The following is a 17,280-nucleotide window of genomic DNA, read 5'->3' on the forward strand; positions in this document are numbered from 1 at the left end:
ATCAAACGGGCATAACGGATTGTTGCCACCGTTGTGTCCGGAGCTGGGAACTCTCCCGGTCCGGCTACCCTGATCGCATGACGGTTCCCGGTCGCGCCAAGCAAGTACGCCGTAATCGGCGTAGTGCGAGCCAGATGATCGTCGCCGGCCTCGTCGTGCTCGCCGTGGTCGCGTCGCTCCTCTTGATTTTCAGTGAAAGTGTCCAGCTCCTGCGCGTGGGGCTGGTCGTCGCGCTGTGGGCCGCCACGCTCGGTGCCATCGCGATGACGAAGTACCGCCGTGAGTCCGCGCTCGACAAGGCCAAGGTTCGCGACCTGCAGAAGGTGTACGAACTGCAGCTCGAGCGCGAGATCACCGCACGCCGCGAATACGAACTCGGTGTCGAGGTGCGGGTTCGCGGAGAACTGGGCGCCGAGGCCGAGACCATCGCTGCGCTGCGCGAGGAACTCGCGGCGCTGCGCAAGAACCTCGAGGTCCTGTTCGACGGCCGCCTGCCCGAAGACCGCGTGGCACTGCGCGCGGAGTCGATGCGCGTCCAGGAAATCGCCGGCGGCTACCAGCCCGCCGCGTCGGGACTGTTCGTTCCCGGGGCGGAGAAGCCGGCACGTAACGACAACCAGCCTCCGGCCCCGCGGGGACCGTCCTTCGCGACCCCGTACGACGAGCCGATGACGGCCGAGACGACGGTCGTGCAGCCCGAACCCCTCGATGTCGAGGCTGTGGACGACGAGGCGGAGAAGGTCGAGAAGGCCGAGAAGACCCAGCCGCAGCCCGCGCCCGAACCGCATCCCGCGCCCGAACCTGAGCCCGAACCGAACCCCGTGCAGGAGCGGAAGCCGGAACCCGAGCCGGAGCCGGAGCCGGAGCCGGAGTCGCAGTCCGAGCTCGACGACTCCGCACGTCCCACCTCGCGACGCTCGCGCCGCCTGTCCGAGGACGCCGAGCCCGCGGGTGCGCACTCGAGCGGACTCTCGGTCGCCGAGATCATGGCCAACATGAAGTCCGCGGAATCGAGCGAGAGCGCGCCGCGCCGGCGCCGGCGGGCAGAGTAACCGTTCTGCGTCGCACGCGAGTGAGCTGTAGATCACGTCTGTAGCCCGTGGCGGCGCCTCTTCGCGCGGCGCTATCCTCTCCGCAGGACGTCTGGTACCCGCCGTGCGGGACTGGAACGAACGAGAGGACAAGTGTGACCTCTTTCGGGATCACCAATGGGCCTGCGCCTGCGCGATTGACGGTCGGAATCGTCTCCGCGGGTCGGGTCGGCACAGCCGTAGGCTCCGCATTGGAGCGAGTCGGTCATCTGGTCGTCGCCTGTTCCGCGGTGTCCGACGCTTCCGTCCACCGTGCCGAGACGCGACTGCCGGACAGCGAGATCCTTCCCGTTCCCGAGGTCGCGGCCCGCGCGGAGCTGTTGGTCCTCGCGGTTCCCGACGACGAACTCGCGGGACTGATCAAGGGTCTCGCCGCGACCGAATCGGTACGCCCCGGCACCATCGTCGTGCACACCTCCGGCGCCAACGGCATCGGTATTCTCGAACCGCTCACCGCGCAGGGCGTCGTCCCGCTGGCGATCCATCCCGCGATGACGTTCACCGGCCATGCCGAGGACACCGCACGGCTGTCCGACGCCTGCTTCGGCATCACCGCCGCCGACGACATCGGCTACGCGATCGGCCAGTCGCTCGTGCTCGAGATCGGCGGTGAACCCGTCCGGGTCCGGGAGGACGTCCGCCCGCTGTACCACGCCGCGCTCGCGCACGGCAGCAACCACCTGGTGACGCTGGTCGTCGACGCCGTGGATGCGCTGCGTGTGGCGCTCGAGGGGCAGGAACTGCTCGGCCAGGAACTGGTCGGCTCCGATCCCAACGGGCTGCCCGAGCGGGTGCTGCAGCCGCTGCTCTCGGCGGCGCTGGACAACGCCCTGCGGCGTGGACAGTCCGCGTTGACCGGCCCCGTCGCCCGGGGAGACGCGGCAGCAGTCGCGAAGCATCTCGAGGTTCTCGAGGGCGTCGACCCGCAACTGGCCGCCGGCTATCGCGCCCTGTCGCGGCGGACCGCGCAACGCACGGGATCCAAGCCCGAACTGATGGAAGTACTCGAGGACCGAAGGTGAGCACTGTGACCGAAGCTTCTGCACTGCAGGGCGGATACAAGCGCGGCGAACTGACCGTGCACCACGACCCCGCGATCCTGACGCGGGTGTCGAAGGCGCTGCGCGGTGTCGGCCGTCAGGTCGCTCTCGTGCCGACGATGGGCGCCCTGCACGCCGGGCACATCGAGCTGGTCCGACAGGCGAAGCTGACCGGTGCTGTCGTGGTCGTGTCGATCTTCGTGAATCCGCTGCAGTTCGGCGCGGGCGAGGACCTCGACGCCTACCCGCGCACCCTCGACGCGGATCTGGAACTACTGCGTGCCGAGGGCGTCGAGTTGGTGTTCGCGCCCACCGCCTCCGCGATGTACCCGGACGGGCCGCGGACCACGGTGCAGCCGGGTCCGCTGGGTGCCGAACTCGAGGGCGGGAGCCGTCCGACGCACTTCGCCGGCATGCTCACCGTCGTCGCGAAGCTGCTGCAGATCGCTGCGCCCAACGCCGCGTTCTTCGGTGAGAAGGATTACCAGCAACTGACGCTCATCCGGCAGATGGTCCGCGACCTCAACTTCGACGTCCGGATCGTCGGGGTGCCGACGGTGCGCGAACAGGACGGCCTGGCGCTGTCGTCGCGCAACCGCTACCTCGACGCCGACCAGCGGCAGCTGGCCACCACGCTGTCGGCGGCGCTCGTCGCGGGCGCCCACTCCGCGGCCGGTGGTGCGGGGGCGATCCTCGGCACCGCCCGTGCCGTGCTCGACGCCGTCCCCGCGATCGAGGTGGACTACCTCGAGGTTCGCGGCGTCGATCTCGGGCCGGCCCCGGAGCGCGGTGACGGTCGTCTGCTGGTCGCCGCCCGTATCGGCACCACCCGGCTGATCGACAACGTCGGTGTCGCAGTCGGCACCGGGTTCCTCGAGCGCGACACCCAGCCGGGCGACCCGGCCGTCGCGGACATCTACTGACCTCCTCCCACAGACACACCGAAGGGCCGAACATGTTGCGCACCATGATGAAGTCGAAGATCCACCGGGCGACGGTCACGCACGCCGACCTGCACTACGTGGGTTCGGTGACCGTCGACCAGGATCTGATGGAGGCGGCCGACCTGCTCGAGGGTGAGCAGGTGACGATCGTCGACATCGACAACGGCGCCCGCCTCGAGACCTACGTGATCACCGGCGAGCGCGGCTCGGGTGTCATCGGGATCAACGGTGCCGCAGCGCATCTGGTGAACCCGGGCGACCTCGTCATCCTCATCGCCTACGGCGTGATGAACGAGGACGAGGTCCGCGAGTACGCGCCGCGCGTCGTGTTCGTGGACGGCGACAACAAGCCGGTCGAGCTCGGCTCGGACCCCGCGCACGCGCCCGAGGGTTCCGGTCTGATCACGCCCCGGATGCTCTCCAGTCTGGTGTAGGACGGTGCTCCTCACCGTCGACGTCCGGAACACCAACATCGTTCTCGGGCTGTTCACCGGCAGCGGCTCGCACTCGAAGCTGGTGCAGGACTGGCGGATGCGCACCGATCCGCGGATGACCGCCGACGAGTTGGCGCTCAAGTTCCGGGGCCTGCTGGGTGCGAACGCCGAACAGGTCACCGGTGTGTCGGCGCTGTCGACCGTGCCGTCGGTGCTGCGGGAGATCCGGGTGATGCTGGGCCGCTACTGGGACCACGTACCGCACGTCGTGGTGGAGCCCGGGGTGCGCACGGGGGTGCCGTTGCTGGTCGACAACCCCAAGGAGGTCGGGGCCGACCGAATTGTCAACAGTCTTGCGGCGCATCATTTCTACGACGGTGCGTGCATCGTCGTGGACTTCGGGACGTCGACGTGCATCGACGTCGTATCGGCGAAGGGGGAGTTCCTCGGTGGCGCCATCGCGCCGGGCCTCGAGATCTCCACGGATGCGCTGGCGTCGCAGTCGGCGGCGCTGCGCAAGGTCGAACTGATCCGCCCCCGATCGGTGGTCGGGAAGAACACCGTGGAAGCGATGCAGTCCGGCGCCGTGTTCGGATTCGCCGGCCTGGTCGACGGTCTGGTGCGCCGAGTTCGCGCGGAGCTCACGGCATTCGGTGGCGCGGACGTCGCCGTCATCGCGACCGGTGACAGTGCGCCGTTGATCATGCCGGAGTGCGAGACCGTCGAACACCACGAGCCCGAGCTGACGCTCGAGGGTCTGCGTCTGGTGTACGAGCGCAATCTCGCGCGTCGTGGAGCGCGTCGCAGCGAGATCTGAGGCGAAGTTGCGCGTCGCCACGCGTGTTCGGGGTTTCCCTGTCGGCGATGTTGTGTCACACTGTTCGACATGTTCCGTTGCATGAGCGCCCAGGAGTGTTGTCGAGGCTGAACGCTGCCTTGACCAATTTCACTTCCTGGAGCTTTGCTCATGCCTTCTTCTTCTTTCGGCGTCTCCACGTCTGCGCTCGACCTCTCCACTCACCCCGACGTCCGTCGTCTCGGATCGTCATTGCCCACGCGACTGCGTCCCGCCGACCTGCTCCGGATCACCGACCAGGGTGCCGCCGACGTCATCGAGGGTCGGCACGACCACCTGCTGCCCGCGGCGTTCCCGACGCACGAGCGCTGGTCCACGCGGCTGTCCTCGGACGACGACGTCGACGTCTGGCTGATCAGCTGGGTTCCGGACAAGTCCACCGAATTGCATGACCACGCAGGATCTTTCGGTGCGCTGACCGTGCTGAGCGGCAGCCTCGCCGAGTACCGGTGGACGGACGGTGATCTGCGTCGCCGCACCCTCGACGCCGGCGATCAGGCTGCCTTCCCGCTCGGGTGGGTGCACGACGTCATGCGTGCTCCCGGCCCTGCCACCGACAGCACCGAACCCACACTGAGCGTGCACGCGTACTCGCCGCCGCTCACCGCCATGTCCTACTACGAGGTCACCGAACACGGCGCGCTGCGCCGCACCCGTACCGAGCTGACCGATCTGCCCGAAGGGGGCTCCAAGTGACCATCGACCAGATGCTCGAGGACGCTCGTTCCCAGCTCGACCGCATGTACGTCTTCGAACTCGTCGAGGCTCACCGCCGCGGCGCGATCTTCGTGGACATTCGCCCGCAGGCGCAGCGTGCGCGTGAGGGCACACTGCCCGGGGCGCTCGCGGTCGAGCGCAACGTCCTCGAGTGGCGGCTCGATCCGTCCAGCGACGCGCACCTCGCGCTCGCGGTGGACCACGACGTCGAATGGGTGATCGTGTGCTCCGAGGGTTACACCTCGAGCCTTGCGGCGGCGTCGTTGCGGCAGCTCGGGCTGCACAAGGCCACCGATCTGGTGGGCGGCTACAAAGCGATCAAGGCGGCAGGTCTGCTCGGCGCGTTGATGGGCGAGCGCCACTGCACCCGTGAACTGGCATCGGTGTCGGCGCACTGACCCCCGACGTCCGGCGGATCCGAAGGCAAGACGTGATACCGGCGCCAAGCTCGACGAGCGCCGCCCTATAGTCTTGTACCCCGTGAGTGAAGCACCCGCGCAGCCAGTAGACGACACCCCCGAGCAACTCCGGATCCGCCGCGAGAAGCGGGAGCGTCTGCTCGCCCAGGGGCAGGAGCCGTATCCGGTCTCCGTGCCACGCACTCACAGCCTCGCGGAGATCCGTGCCAAGTACCCCGATCTCGAGCCCGACTCGAGCACCGGCGAGCAGGTCGGCGTCGTCGGCCGGGTCATCTTCGTCCGCAATACCGGCAAGCTCTGCTTCGCGACGCTGCAGGAGGGCGACGGCACCCAGCTGCAGGCGATGCTGAGCCTGGCGAACGTCGGTGAGGACGCCCTCGCGGCGTGGAAGTCCGACGTCGACCTCGGCGATTTCGTGTTCGTGCACGGCGAGGTCATCAGTTCGCGCCGCGGTGAGCTCAGCGTCATGGCCGACACGTGGCAGATGGCGGCGAAGTCGCTGCGCCCGATGCCGGTCGCGCACAAGGAGATGAGCGAGGAGTCGCGCGTCCGTCAGCGCTACGCGGACCTGATCATCCGTCCCGAGGCCCGCGACATGGCGCGCAAGCGTGTGGCGGTGGTGCGTGAGCTGCGCAACGCGCTCGAGCGCCGTGGCTTCCTCGAGGTCGAGACGCCGATGCTGCAGACGCTGCACGGCGGCGCCGCCGCGCGTCCGTTCGTCACGCACTCGAATGCGCTCGACATCGACCTGTACCTGCGCATCGCGCCGGAGCTGTTCCTCAAGCGCTGCGTCGTCGGCGGTATCGAGAAGGTGTTCGAGATCAACCGCAATTTCCGTAACGAGGGTGTCGATTCGACGCACTCTCCGGAGTTCGCGATGCTCGAGACGTACGAGGCCTACGGCACGTACGACGACTCCGCGAAGATGATCCGCGAGCTCGTCCAGGAAGTCGCGCAGGCGGCGTTCGGCACGCAGGTCGTCACGCTGGCCGACGGCACCGAGTACGACCTGAGCGGCGAGTGGAAGACGATGGAGATGTATCCGTCGCTGTCCGCCGCGATCGGCGTCGACGTCACTCCCGACACCACGGTCGAGGAACTGCTGGCGCTGGCCGAGCGGGTGGGACTCGAGGTCCCGAAGGACAAGGGCTACGGCCACGGCAAGCTCGTCGAGGAGCTGTGGGAGCACCAGTGCGGTGATCAGCTGTTCGAGCCGACCTTCGTGCGGAACTTCCCGGTGGAGACGTCGCCGCTGACGCGTCAGCACCGCAGCCTGCCGGGGGTGACGGAGAAGTGGGATCTGTACGTCCGCGGATTCGAGCTGGCCACCGGCTACTCCGAGCTGGTCGATCCGATCATTCAGCGCGAGCGTTTCATGGATCAGGCGCGCCTGGCCTCGGCGGGTGACGACGAGGCAATGGTTCTCGACGAGGAGTTCCTGGCGGCGATGGAACAGGGTATGCCTCCGACCACTGGAACAGGTATGGGAATCGATCGTCTGCTCATGGCGCTGACCGGATTGGGAATCCGGGAAACGATCCTGTTCCCAATTGTCCGGCCTTCCGCGCGCTGACCGGCGGCTTTATATTAATTCCAATGCTGAGTCATCGAATTCGGTGACTCGGGGTACTATTGCATTCGAGTCGCCGACAGGCGGTTAGCGTCCGAGCAGGTCGCAAGATTCGGAAGGAATTGACCCCATGGCAAAGAAGGTCACCGTAACGCTCATCGACGACGTCGATCAGAACGCGACTGCCGATGAAACTGTCGAGTTCGGCCTGGATGGGGTTCTGTACGAGATCGATCTGTCGTCCGATAATGCTGCGAAACTGCGCGAGCAGCTCGAGGTGTGGGTTTCGCACGCACGCAAGGTGACGAAGAGTCGTCGCGGTGGAAAGAGTTCGGCCGCCGCCGGCGTCACGTCCTCGCGACCGTCCGTCGATCGGGAGCAGAGTGCGGCAATTCGCGAATGGGCGCGTCGCAACGGGTTCACGGTCTCGTCCCGTGGGCGCATCTCCGCCGAAATCACCGAGGCGTACAACAAGGCGCACTGATCACGGGCCGAGCACGGCTCCCGCGAATCGGGTCCACCTCCGCTGACTCGCTGATAACGTCCGCGATGTGCAGCCGAGGTGGATCTTTGCGGGCACGCAGCCCGAGAAATTACCGCTGAATCGTGCTTCGGACGTTGCGCAAGAAGACCGTCCGGTTTTCTGTGACGCTGCGGGAATTTCGCTGATTCTGGGCAATCCCGGTGGGTCGTCGTGCTGCTCGGACGGCTGGGCGGGTAATCCGTGGGCAAGCCATTCGAGCGCGGAAGTGTCGGTGCGACGCGCCGGTGGTAAGTCGTCGCAGAGTAATTGGTCGGCCTTCCTGGCGGCGTCGATCGTCGAGGGCTATTGCGCCTTCCGGTCGCGATACTTCGCTATGCATGATCTCGAGTGGCCGATTTCTGCCGGCGGTGGTATGAAGCGTGTCGAGCCGTGCGTCGCGAAGTCACATCATTTCCGTGCTGGATCGCACGACGCCCCCGTGCCGACCGATTACGCGGTCGGCGCCGTTACAGGTGTGCCTGTAAAAGGCGGGTGGATCCCTAATCCTCGAGACGCGTGTACGGACTTCGCTGTCGGGCCTATCGTCGGAGGCCGACCGGACGGCGGCCCGTCGGACCCTCAGAGACGCATTAATTTGCGTCGGTAAGGTTCCCCGACGGTGACCGGCGGGCTGGAAGGAGTACGCGAGTGCGAACCGTTCCGGAAGCAGGCACGGGCGACCCGACGGCGTCGTCGGACACGCCGACGCGGAACCGTTGGTGGCCGCTTTCCCCACGCCGGGTTCTCGCCGTCGCGGCGGCGCTCGTCGCTCTTCAGCTCGTGGTGCGCGGCATCGTCGCGTTCGCCGGGGACTTCTACTGGGACGACCTGATCCTCGTCAGCCGGTCGGGGCAGTACTCGGTGCCGTCCGGCGCGTTCCTGTTCTACGACCACGACGGGCATTTCATGCCGGCCGCGTTCCTGGCTGCCTGGCTGGCTACGGCTGTGGCGCCGCTGAACTGGACGGTTCCGGCGATCATGCTGATCGTGCTGCAGGCGGGCGCCTCGCTCGCGGTGTTGCGGGTGTTGCGACTGCTGCTGGGCACACGCGCCGTCCTCTTGCTGCCGCTCACGTTCTACCTCTTCTCGCCCCTGACGCTGCCGTCCTTCGCGTGGTGGGCGGCCGGTCTGAACTCGCTGCCGATGCAGATCGGTCTCGCCTGGGTGGCGGGCGACGCTATCCGGCTGTGCCGGACCGGGCGGATGCGGTTCGCGGTGTCCGGCGCGATCGTCGCCGCGCTGTCGCTGGCGTTCTTCGAGAAGTCGGTGCTGGTGCCGATCGTCGCGTTCGCAGTGGTGGTGTTGATGTACCGCGTCGACGACATCGACCACCCGGTGCGCACGGCCCTGGCGAAGGGGCGTGCGCTGTGGATTCCACTCGCCGCGGTCGTCGCGTGCTGGGCGGCGTCGTACCTGGTGTTCACCGAGTCACGATTCGTACTGCCGAGCGCGACGCAGACCGCCGGTCTGCTGCATCACGGAACCTCTCTCGGTGTTATCCCGACGCTGCTCGGCGGTCCGTGGGCGTGGGATCGCTGGCCCCCGAGTCCGCCGTGGGCGACCCCTCCGCTCGTGCTCGTGGTGTTCGGGTGGGTTGCGGTGGCGGCAGCGCTCGCGTGGTCGTTGCGGTATCGCCTGCGCACCGGCGGAGTATGGATCGCGATGGTCGCTTACGTCGCGGCGTCCGAGGCCGCGATGGTGCTCACCCGATCCGGACCCGACACGGCGTACGAGCTGGCGCAGACGCTCCGGTACGTCGCCGACAGCACCGTCGTGCTCGCCGTCGGCTGGGCGCTCATCGTGCGTGCGCCGCGCCGCGAAAGCGTCCGGCCACTACCGAAGGTGCCGCCGGTCGCCGTGGCGGCGCTGACGACGCTGTTCGTCGCGAGCAGCCTGTGGTCGACGGTCACCTTCGTGCAACGGTGGCGCGACAACCCGACCGTCGACTACCTGGCGCACGCCCGTCAGTCACTCGCCGTGAACCCGGACACGCCGCTGCTCGATCAGCCGGTCTCGATCTGGGTACTACTGCCGGTCGCCTACCCGCACAACACCACCAGTCACCTCTTCGCGCCGCTGCGGGACCGTCCGGAGTTCGCCCGGCACACCGGCTACCTGCAATTACTCGACGACTCCGGACGCCTGGTCCCCGCCACGGTGACGCCGACCCGGAATCTCGGCCAGGGCCCCGAACCGGGCTGCGGGTACCGGGTGAAGGGAGACGGTGCGGTCTTGCCGCTCGACGGTCCGCTGATCGACTGGGAGTGGACGGCGCAGCTGAACTACTTCGCGAGCGCGGACGGTGTGGTCGAGGTCGGTCTCGATCGCAGCGACGACACGGTGACGGTTCCCGTCGAGGCCGGACTGAACCAGGTCTTCGTGCGGCTGTACGGCGCCGGCGAGGGGCTACGGCTCACACCGGAGACGCCAGGACTGGAACTGTGTGTGGGCGCGGGACCGGTCGGTTCCGTCGTCGGCGCACCGAAGGCCGGGTCGTGAGCGAGGCGGGCTACATTCGGTCGCTGACGGGCCTGCGGGCCGTCGCGGCACTGCTGGTCGTCGGCGCCCACGCGGCGTTCTGGACCGGCCGGTACACCCCCGATCTGGCCGGTGGCGCGTTCTCCAGGCTCGAGATCGGGGTCGCGATCTTCTTCGTTCTCTCCGGATTCCTGCTGTTCCGGCCATGGCTGCTGACCGCGGCGGGGGAGCGCGCCTTGCCGTCGACGCGGACGTACCTGTGGCATCGCGCGCGCCGCATCCTGCCGGCGTACTGGATCACCGTCGCCGCGACGTACGCGATCTACCTGTTCCGGGACGACGCTGGCGAGACCGGGCTGGGCTGGTCGGGCTTCCTGCGGAACATGACGCTCACCCAGATCTACGGTCCGGGCCATCTGCACACCGGTCTCACCCAGATGTGGAGTCTCGCGGTCGAGGTCACGTTCTACCTTCTGTTACCGGTGATCGGCTGGCTGCTGGTGGTCGTCGTCTGCCGGCGGGAGTGGCACCCCATGCGCCTCGCGATCGCATTGCTCGCCCTCGTCGCTGTCTCTCCGCTGTGGACGTCGATCACCCACGGCACCGACATCACGTTCACCGCCCGGCTGTGGCTGCCCGGATTCCTGGCATGGTTCGCGGGCGGAATGCTGCTCGCGCTGGCGTCGGTGACGATCAGGCGCTGTAACCCGTACGGAATGGGATTGCTCGCGCTCTACTTCCTGCTGCTCGCGTGCACCCCGCTGGCCGGGGAGGCGACCATCGTGCCGTCGAACGCGACCGAGGCGATCAGCAAATCCATGCTGTACCTGCTGTTCGCGACGGCGCTGATGGCGCCACTCGTGATCGGCGATCGCCCCGGCCCGCTGGGGCGGCTGTGCTCGTCGGGCCCGATGGTGTGGCTCGGGGAGATCTCCTACGAGATGTTCCTGGTGCACCTCGTCGTCATGGAATTCGTCGTCGACATGCTCGGCTACCGGACGTTCCAAGGCTCCACGGTCGGCGTATTCGTCGTCACCGTCGCGTTCTCCGTCCCGATCGCTTGGGCGCTGCATCGGACACTCGAACGCGTGATCCCCTCGGGCCCCCGGGTGGAGCGCCGGCCGATGACGGTGGTGCGGCGTGGAGCCGACCGGGTGCCCACTACGAGTCCGGTCGACTGACGGGCGGAGAGTTCGAAGGCTGTGTCACACCTTCCCTCCGGCCGGTGTCTCCATGCCGAGTGCACGTCATCCGAGTGCACACGAGCGGAGGAGAAATCATGACCAGCAGAACCCGGATCCCCCGGGCCGAGTTGCCCGGAATCTACGGCGCGGTGGTCAAGCGCATGTCGCGCAGGATGCTCGGCGACGTGGCCGAACCGGTGGAAGTGACCTGGCACAACCGGACCACCCCCGACGTCGCGGACGACGTCGAGCTGGCCGAGAACGTGTCGATCGCGATGCTGACGGTTCTCGAGACCCTCGGGCCGGTCGAACGGGCGGTGTTCGTGCTGCACCAGGTCTTCGAGATGCCGTACGCGGAGATCGCGGAAGCGGTGGGCCGGACGCCGGCCTCCGTGCGGCAGATCGCGCACCGGGCGCGCGAGCACGTCGGGGCACGCCGACCGCGGATGCAGGTCGACCGAGCCCAGCAGCAGGCGGTGGTCGAGAAATTCCTGGCCGCCGTCTCCACCGGTGATGTGCAGGCGCTGGTCGACGTGCTCGCTCCGGACGTCGTGGTGGTCGCCGACGGCGGCGGCATCGCGACGGCGGCGCGCGAGCCCATCGTCGGCGCCCGCCGGGTGGCGGTCTTCCTGTCCAAGGCGGCATCGCTGCCGGGTTTCGCGACGACCACGACCTGGCTCAACGGGATGCCCGGCATCCGAATCGACGTCGACGGCGAGGCCACCGCGGTGAGCGTGGTCGTCGAGGACGGCCGCATCACCCGCGTCTACGCGATCCGGAACCCGCACAAGCTGGGGTCGCTGGACAGCGTGTGGAATCTGCGGCGGTGACCGAGCCGCGGTGATGTTCGCTTCAGGCGTACAGCGTCCGGGAAACGTTTCCGCGACCTGCGGCGTTGAGAACTTTATGCAGGTCCGCTCCGCACGTTTGACGGGTGGAGGAGCGGCAGGTCGCAAGGCAGCCCACTAGAGTATGAGGTGGGGTCGTGGAACCTTCGTCGGTTCCGGAGGCCGTCAGCCTGTTGTGCCGGAGCGAAACGCGGCGGGAGGACCGAGACGCAGGTCTCGGAACTGATTGCCGGAGAGTGTGAGGGAGAGCGATGTTCGAGAGGTTCACCGATCGCGCGCGGCGCGTCGTCGTCCTGGCTCAAGAAGAAGCCAGGATGCTCAACCACAACTACATCGGCACGGAACACATCCTGCTGGGTCTCATCCACGAGGGTGAAGGCGTGGCGGCGAAGTCGCTGGAGTCGTTGGGTATCTCCCTCGAAGGTGTCCGCAGCCAGGTAGAGGAGATCATCGGCCAGGGTCAGCAGGCCCCGTCCGGACACATCCCCTTCACTCCGCGTGCCAAGAAGGTCCTCGAGCTCAGCCTCCGTGAGGCGCTGCAGCTCGGCCACAACTACATCGGCACCGAGCACATCCTGCTCGGCCTGATCCGCGAGGGTGAGGGCGTCGCCGCCCAGGTCCTCGTGAAGCTGGGTGCCGACCTCAACCGTGTCCGCCAGCAGGTCATCCAGCTGCTGTCGGGTTACCAGGGCAAGGAGCCGGCCGAGGCCGGCGGCAGCCGCGGCGAGGCGGGTACCCCGTCGACGTCGCTGGTCCTCGACCAGTTCGGCCGCAACCTCACGCAGGCCGCCCTGGAAGGCAAGCTCGACCCCGTCATCGGCCGCTCGAAGGAGATCGAGCGCGTCATGCAGGTGCTGAGCCGCCGCACCAAGAACAACCCTGTCCTGATCGGTGAGCCGGGCGTCGGCAAGACCGCGGTCGTCGAGGGCCTCGCGCAGGCCATCGTCAACGGCGAGGTCCCCGAGACCCTCAAGGACAAGCAGCTGTACACGCTGGACCTGGGTTCGCTGGTTGCCGGCAGCCGCTACCGCGGTGACTTCGAGGAGCGCCTGAAGAAGGTCCTCAAGGAGATCAACACCCGCGGCGACATCATTCTGTTCATCGACGAGCTGCACACGCTGGTCGGTGCGGGCGCGGCCGAGGGCGCTATCGACGCGGCCTCGATCCTCAAGCCGAAGCTGGCCCGCGGCGAGCTGCAGACCATCGGTGCCACCACCCTCGACGAGTACCGCAAGTACATCGAGAAGGATGCCGCCCTCGAGCGCCGGTTCCAGCCGGTGCAGGTCGGTGAGCCGACGGTCGAGCACACCATCGAGATCCTCAAGGGTCTGCGCGACCGCTACGAGGCGCACCACCGCGTCTCGATCACCGACAGCGCGCTGGTCGCGGCAGCCACCCTGGCCGACCGCTACATCAACGACCGCTTCCTGCCGGACAAGGCCATCGACCTCATCGACGAGGCCGGCGCCCGAATGCGCATCCGCCGGATGACCGCACCGCCGGACCTGCGCGAGTTCGACGACAAGATCGCCGACGCCCGCCGCGAGAAGGAGTCCGCGATCGACGCGCAGGACTTCGAGAAGGCCGCGAACCTCCGCGACAAGGAGAAGACCCTCGTCGCGCAGCGTGCCGAGCGGGAGAAGCAGTGGCGTTCGGGTGATCTGGATGTCATCGCCGAGGTCGACGACGAGCAGATCGCCGAGGTGCTGGGCAACTGGACCGGCATCCCGGTCTTCAAGCTCACCGAGGAGGAGACCACGCGTCTGCTCCGTATGGAGGAGGAGCTGCACAAGCGGATCATCGGCCAGGAGGACGCCGTCAAGGCCGTCTCCAAGGCGATCCGTCGTACCCGCGCCGGCCTGAAGGATCCGAAGCGTCCGTCGGGCTCGTTCATCTTCGCCGGCCCGTCCGGTGTCGGTAAGACCGAGCTGTCCAAGGCGCTCGCGAACTTCCTGTTCGGCGAGGACGATGCCCTCATCCAGATCGACATGGGCGAGTTCCACGACCGGTTCACCGCGTCGCGTCTGTTCGGTGCCCCTCCCGGCTACGTCGGCTACGAAGAGGGCGGCCAGCTCACCGAGAAGGTGCGCCGCAAGCCGTTCTCGGTGGTCCTGTTCGACGAGATCGAGAAGGCACACCAGGAGATCTACAACACCCTCCTGCAGGTGCTCGAGGACGGCCGTCTCACCGACGGTCAGGGTCGTACGGTCGACTTCAAGAACACCGTGCTGATCTTCACCTCGAACCTCGGTACCTCGGACATCTCCAAGGCCGTGGGTCTGGGCTTCTCGGCCGGAACGGGCAGCGAGTCGAACTACGAGCGCATGAAGCTCAAGGTTCACGACGAGCTCAAGAAGCACTTCCGCCCCGAGTTCCTCAACCGTATCGACGACATCATCGTCTTCCACCAGCTCTCGCAGAACGAGATCATCCAGATGGTGGACCTGATGATCGGTCGCGTCGAGGCGCAGCTGAAGAACAAGGACATGGACATCGAGCTGACCGAGCAGGCCAAGTCGCTGCTCGCGAAGCGCGGCTTCGATCCCGTCCTGGGTGCGCGACCGCTGCGTCGCACCATCCAGCGCGAGATCGAGGACCAGCTGTCGGAGAAGATCCTCTTCAACGAACTGGGCCCGGGCCAGATCGTCCTGGTCGACGTCGAGGGCTGGGACGGCGAGGGCGCCGGCGAGAACGCGAAGTTCACGTTCCACGGATCCCCGAAGCCGGTCAAGGTTCCGGACTCGCCTGCCGAGGCGCTGGCCGGGGCCGGTGACTCCACCCCCTCCGACGGCGGTTCGGCCGAGTAGGTTCACGTAAAGCGACGCCCCGCGAGCGAAAGCTCGCGGGGCGTCGTCGTGTCACGACGCCTGAGTCCGTATCTCGGTTCCGGTGTGGGCAGAGCTCGTCGACACCGTGACGTGGGCGGCGCGCCGGGTGCGGTCCGGTCCGAACAGCGCCGATTCCTGCCGCGCCCACCGGTCCCAGTGCGGGCGGAACATCTCGCCGTCCCGTTCCAGTGCCCGACGCATCCGCTCGTCCGGGTGGGCGTCGACGAAAACCCGGACCGCGAAGTACTCCCGGGCGACGCCGCACGTCGACCCGGCGCCCTCGACGACGAGGTACCGGTGACGGCGGACGGCACGCCACTCCACGTACTCGCCGCGGTGCCAGTCGTACCGGCGGTACCGCGGGATCCGGCCGTGCCGGGCCGGGGAGAGGACTTGTCGGACCAACCGCGGAACCGCGGCGGCGAGGCCGTCCCAGCCGGGGTACAGGTCGTCCATGCGAACTGTCGGGGCGTCGTCCAGCGCCGCGGCGACCCGCGCGGCCAGCGTCGACTTGCCGCCGCCGGAGGGTCCGTCGATGCCGATCAGGATCGGTCCTCGTCCGCGGTGCCGGAGATGGCGCCTGTGCGCGGCGTGCGCGAGCGCGACGATTCGGGCCGTGCTCTCGGCGAGCGCCGGGAGGTCGGTGTCGACGGTCATGGGCAGCACGCTATGCCAGATCCGGGGCTCGCCGGCGCAGCATCGGCATTTCGGGCCACGCACCGGTCGGGATGGTGTGGACTGGCCGGATGACATCCGCAGCGGCGGGGACTCGTCCCGCTCGGGCCCCACTCGTCCTGGCGGCGCTGATCCTCGTCGCCGCTGTGGCGAACCTGAACCTGGCGGTCGCGAATGTCGCGTTGCCGGACATCGGCAAGGCGTTCGACGCGAGCCAGACGCAGCTCAACCTGATTGCCGTCGGCTACTCGGTAGGACTTGCAGGTTCGGTGCTCTACCTCGGAGCACTCGGCGACCGGTACGGGCGCAAGATGATGCTGGTACTGGGGATGGCGCTGTCCGTGCCGGCATCCGTCATCGCCTCGACGGCGCCGACCGTCGAGGTGTTGATCGTCGCCCGACTGCTCGGTGGCGTCGCGGCCGGCATTGCCTTCCCGACCACTCTCGCGTTGATCACCGCGCTCTGGTCGGGGCCGGGACGGACGAAGGCGATCGCGTTGTGGTCCGCGATCGGTGGCGGTATCTCGTCGCTCGGCCCGCTCGTGTCCGGGGCCCTGCTGAAGTCGTTCGAGTGGGGCTCGGTGTTCCTGGTGACGGTCCCGTTGGCGCTGGTGGCGCTGGGCGCGGCGGTGGTGTTCGTGCCGAGCCACGTCAACGAGTCCTCCGACCCGGTCGATCATCTCGGCGGCATCGTCTCGGTGATCCTGGTGGCGGCGCTGGTGCTGGGAATCAACTTCGCCCCCGTCGCCGGAATGCGTACGACGGCACTGTCGATGTTGTCGGTGGCTCTGGCCGCCGGGGTGGCCTTCGCCGTCCGGCAGCTACGCGCGAGGTTCCCTCTCTTCGACCTGCGGGTGGCTCGCCGCCGCATCTTCTGGGTCGCGGCGGTCGCGGGCATAGTCGTCTTCGGAACGCTCATGGGGACCTTGTTCATCGGACAGCAGTTCATGCAGAACGTGCTCGGGTACTCGACATTGGCGGCAGGATCGGCCGGTCTGCCCGCCGCAGCCGTCATGGTGGTGGTCGCCCCGCAGTCCGCGAAGCTCGTCGAGTCGCACGGTGCCAGATTCACGTTGCTGCTGGGGTACGCGGCGATCGTCCTGGGACTGCTGGTGGCGCTGTTGTTGTGGAAGGAGGACGCGCAGTACTGGAAGATCGCGCTCGGCTACATGTTCCTCGGAGCGGGTGTGGGTCTGGCTGGTACGCCCGCCTCGCATTCGCTGACCGGGTCGGTGCCGGTGTGGCGGGCGGGAATGGCGTCGGGCACCGCGGACCTGCAGCGCGACCTGGGCGGAGCCATCGTGCAGTCGGTGCTCGGCGCGCTGCTCACCGCCGGGTACGCGGCGTCCTTCGCCGCCGCGATCGCCGCCGCCCCGCAGTCCGGTGACGTCGGTGACCAGACCCAGGCGGCGCTCGAGAAGTCCTTCGCCGGCGCCGAGAACGTGGCGGAGCGGTACCCGCAGTACGCGGACGCGATCACCGCTGCCGCCCGCGCAGCGTTCCTCGACGGGGACTCCCGGGCATACGTCGCGGCCATCGTGATCGTCCTGGTCGGCGCAGCGCTGGTCTTCTTCGCCTACCCGCGCCGCGACGGGGAGCGGGAACTGCTCGAGCGCTATCGCGAGATCGACCGGGCGGCAGCCGAGCGCGCCGAGTCGCGGTCCTGAGCTCCG

Annotated in this window: 15 protein-coding genes; 14 read left to right on the plus strand and 1 reads right to left on the minus strand. The window is 67.9% G+C overall.

Features of this window, described 5'->3' with window-relative positions; genetic code table 11:
- The first annotated feature begins 77 nt into the window (after positions 1-77).
- The 13 genes from A6I89_RS22595 to A6I89_RS22655 all read left to right on the plus strand — a co-directional run bounded on the left by A6I89_RS22595 (position 78) and on the right by A6I89_RS22655 (position 14,911).
- Positions 78-1,052, plus strand: coding sequence for a DUF6779 domain-containing protein (locus tag A6I89_RS22595; RefSeq protein ID WP_044990436.1), 975 nt, complete (start codon positions 78-80; stop codon positions 1,050-1,052).
- 134 nt (positions 1,053-1,186) lie between these two features.
- Positions 1,187-2,113, plus strand: coding sequence for a Rossmann-like and DUF2520 domain-containing protein (locus A6I89_RS22600; RefSeq protein ID WP_005515738.1), 927 nt, complete (start codon positions 1,187-1,189; stop codon positions 2,111-2,113).
- Positions 2,110-3,054 carry a pantoate--beta-alanine ligase gene (gene panC / locus A6I89_RS22605; RefSeq protein ID WP_022593958.1) on the plus strand — a complete coding sequence of 315 codons (945 nt, stop codon included), beginning with the start codon at positions 2,110-2,112 and terminating at the stop codon, positions 3,052-3,054. The genes A6I89_RS22600 and panC overlap by 4 nt, the downstream gene beginning before the upstream one ends.
- A gap of 32 nt (positions 3,055-3,086) precedes the next feature.
- Positions 3,087-3,509 (plus strand): aspartate 1-decarboxylase, encoded by a 423-nt coding sequence (panD, locus tag A6I89_RS22610; protein WP_005515735.1) that lies wholly within the window; start codon positions 3,087-3,089, stop codon positions 3,507-3,509.
- A 4-nt stretch (positions 3,510-3,513) separates the two neighbouring features.
- Complete coding sequence (locus A6I89_RS22615) at positions 3,514-4,326, plus strand: type III pantothenate kinase (protein WP_022593959.1); 813 nt, start codon at positions 3,514-3,516, stop codon at positions 4,324-4,326.
- A 150-nt stretch (positions 4,327-4,476) separates the two neighbouring features.
- Entirely contained in the window at positions 4,477-5,061 is a 585-nt protein-coding gene (locus A6I89_RS22620; RefSeq protein ID WP_005515731.1) for a cysteine dioxygenase, read from the plus strand.
- Positions 5,058-5,480: a rhodanese-like domain-containing protein gene (locus tag A6I89_RS22625; RefSeq protein WP_005515730.1), complete on the plus strand. Its 423-nt coding sequence runs from the start codon at positions 5,058-5,060 to the stop codon at positions 5,478-5,480. Before A6I89_RS22620 ends, A6I89_RS22625 begins: the two co-directional genes overlap by 4 nt.
- Positions 5,481-5,562: 82 nt before the next feature.
- Positions 5,563-7,074 carry a lysine--tRNA ligase gene (gene lysS / locus A6I89_RS22630; RefSeq protein ID WP_022593961.1) on the plus strand — a complete coding sequence of 504 codons (1,512 nt, stop codon included), beginning with the start codon at positions 5,563-5,565 and terminating at the stop codon, positions 7,072-7,074.
- A gap of 127 nt (positions 7,075-7,201) precedes the next feature.
- The gene (locus A6I89_RS22635; RefSeq protein WP_022593962.1) at positions 7,202-7,555 is read left to right on the plus strand and encodes a histone-like nucleoid-structuring protein Lsr2; all 354 of its coding nucleotides are present in this window, start codon (positions 7,202-7,204) and stop codon (positions 7,553-7,555) included.
- Between the two features lie 687 nt (positions 7,556-8,242).
- The gene (locus tag A6I89_RS22640; protein WP_022593964.1) at positions 8,243-10,093 is read left to right on the plus strand and encodes a hypothetical protein; all 1,851 of its coding nucleotides are present in this window, start codon (positions 8,243-8,245) and stop codon (positions 10,091-10,093) included.
- Positions 10,090-11,253 carry an acyltransferase family protein gene (locus tag A6I89_RS22645; RefSeq protein WP_044990437.1) on the plus strand — a complete coding sequence of 388 codons (1,164 nt, stop codon included), beginning with the start codon at positions 10,090-10,092 and terminating at the stop codon, positions 11,251-11,253. The genes A6I89_RS22640 and A6I89_RS22645 overlap by 4 nt, the downstream gene beginning before the upstream one ends.
- 98 nt (positions 11,254-11,351) lie before the next feature.
- Positions 11,352-12,086 carry a sigma factor-like helix-turn-helix DNA-binding protein gene (locus tag A6I89_RS22650; protein WP_022593967.1) on the plus strand — a complete coding sequence of 245 codons (735 nt, stop codon included), beginning with the start codon at positions 11,352-11,354 and terminating at the stop codon, positions 12,084-12,086.
- Positions 12,087-12,355: 269 nt separating this feature from the next.
- Positions 12,356-14,911 carry an ATP-dependent Clp protease ATP-binding subunit gene (locus A6I89_RS22655; RefSeq protein WP_022593969.1) on the plus strand — a complete coding sequence of 852 codons (2,556 nt, stop codon included), beginning with the start codon at positions 12,356-12,358 and terminating at the stop codon, positions 14,909-14,911.
- A gap of 51 nt (positions 14,912-14,962) precedes the next feature.
- Here the strand turns inward: A6I89_RS22655 and A6I89_RS22660 are convergent, their stop codons facing one another.
- Complete coding sequence (locus A6I89_RS22660; RefSeq protein ID WP_022593971.1) at positions 14,963-15,589, minus strand: nucleoside/nucleotide kinase family protein; 627 nt, start codon at positions 15,587-15,589, stop codon at positions 14,963-14,965.
- Positions 15,590-15,678: 89 nt separating this feature from the next.
- On the opposite strand from A6I89_RS22660, the gene A6I89_RS22665 reads away from it, so the two are divergent.
- Positions 15,679-17,274 (plus strand): MFS transporter, encoded by a 1,596-nt coding sequence (locus tag A6I89_RS22665; protein ID WP_022593973.1) that lies wholly within the window; start codon positions 15,679-15,681, stop codon positions 17,272-17,274.
- Positions 17,275-17,280 lie beyond the last annotated feature (6 nt).

This window comes from Prescottella equi (genome assembly GCF_002094305.1).
GTDB lineage: Bacteria > Actinomycetota > Actinomycetes > Mycobacteriales > Mycobacteriaceae > Prescottella > Prescottella equi.

Bases quoted from the DNA above. Each gene is read 5' to 3' on its own strand.
- A6I89_RS22595 (WP_044990436.1), top strand. From the start codon at position 78: ATGACGGTTCCCGGTCGCGCCAAGCAAGTACGCCGTAATCGGCGTAGT.
- A6I89_RS22660 (WP_022593971.1), bottom strand. From the start codon at position 15,589: ATGACCGTCGACACCGACCTCCCGGCGCTCGCCGAGAGCACGGCCCGA.
- A6I89_RS22635 (WP_022593962.1), top strand. From the start codon at position 7,202: ATGGCAAAGAAGGTCACCGTAACGCTCATCGACGACGTCGATCAGAAC.
- A6I89_RS22665 (WP_022593973.1), top strand. From the start codon at position 15,679: ATGACATCCGCAGCGGCGGGGACTCGTCCCGCTCGGGCCCCACTCGTC.
- panD (WP_005515735.1), top strand. From the start codon at position 3,087: ATGTTGCGCACCATGATGAAGTCGAAGATCCACCGGGCGACGGTCACG.
- A6I89_RS22650 (WP_022593967.1), top strand. From the start codon at position 11,352: ATGACCAGCAGAACCCGGATCCCCCGGGCCGAGTTGCCCGGAATCTAC.
- A6I89_RS22620 (WP_005515731.1), top strand. From the start codon at position 4,477: ATGCCTTCTTCTTCTTTCGGCGTCTCCACGTCTGCGCTCGACCTCTCC.
- A6I89_RS22655 (WP_022593969.1), top strand. From the start codon at position 12,356: ATGTTCGAGAGGTTCACCGATCGCGCGCGGCGCGTCGTCGTCCTGGCT.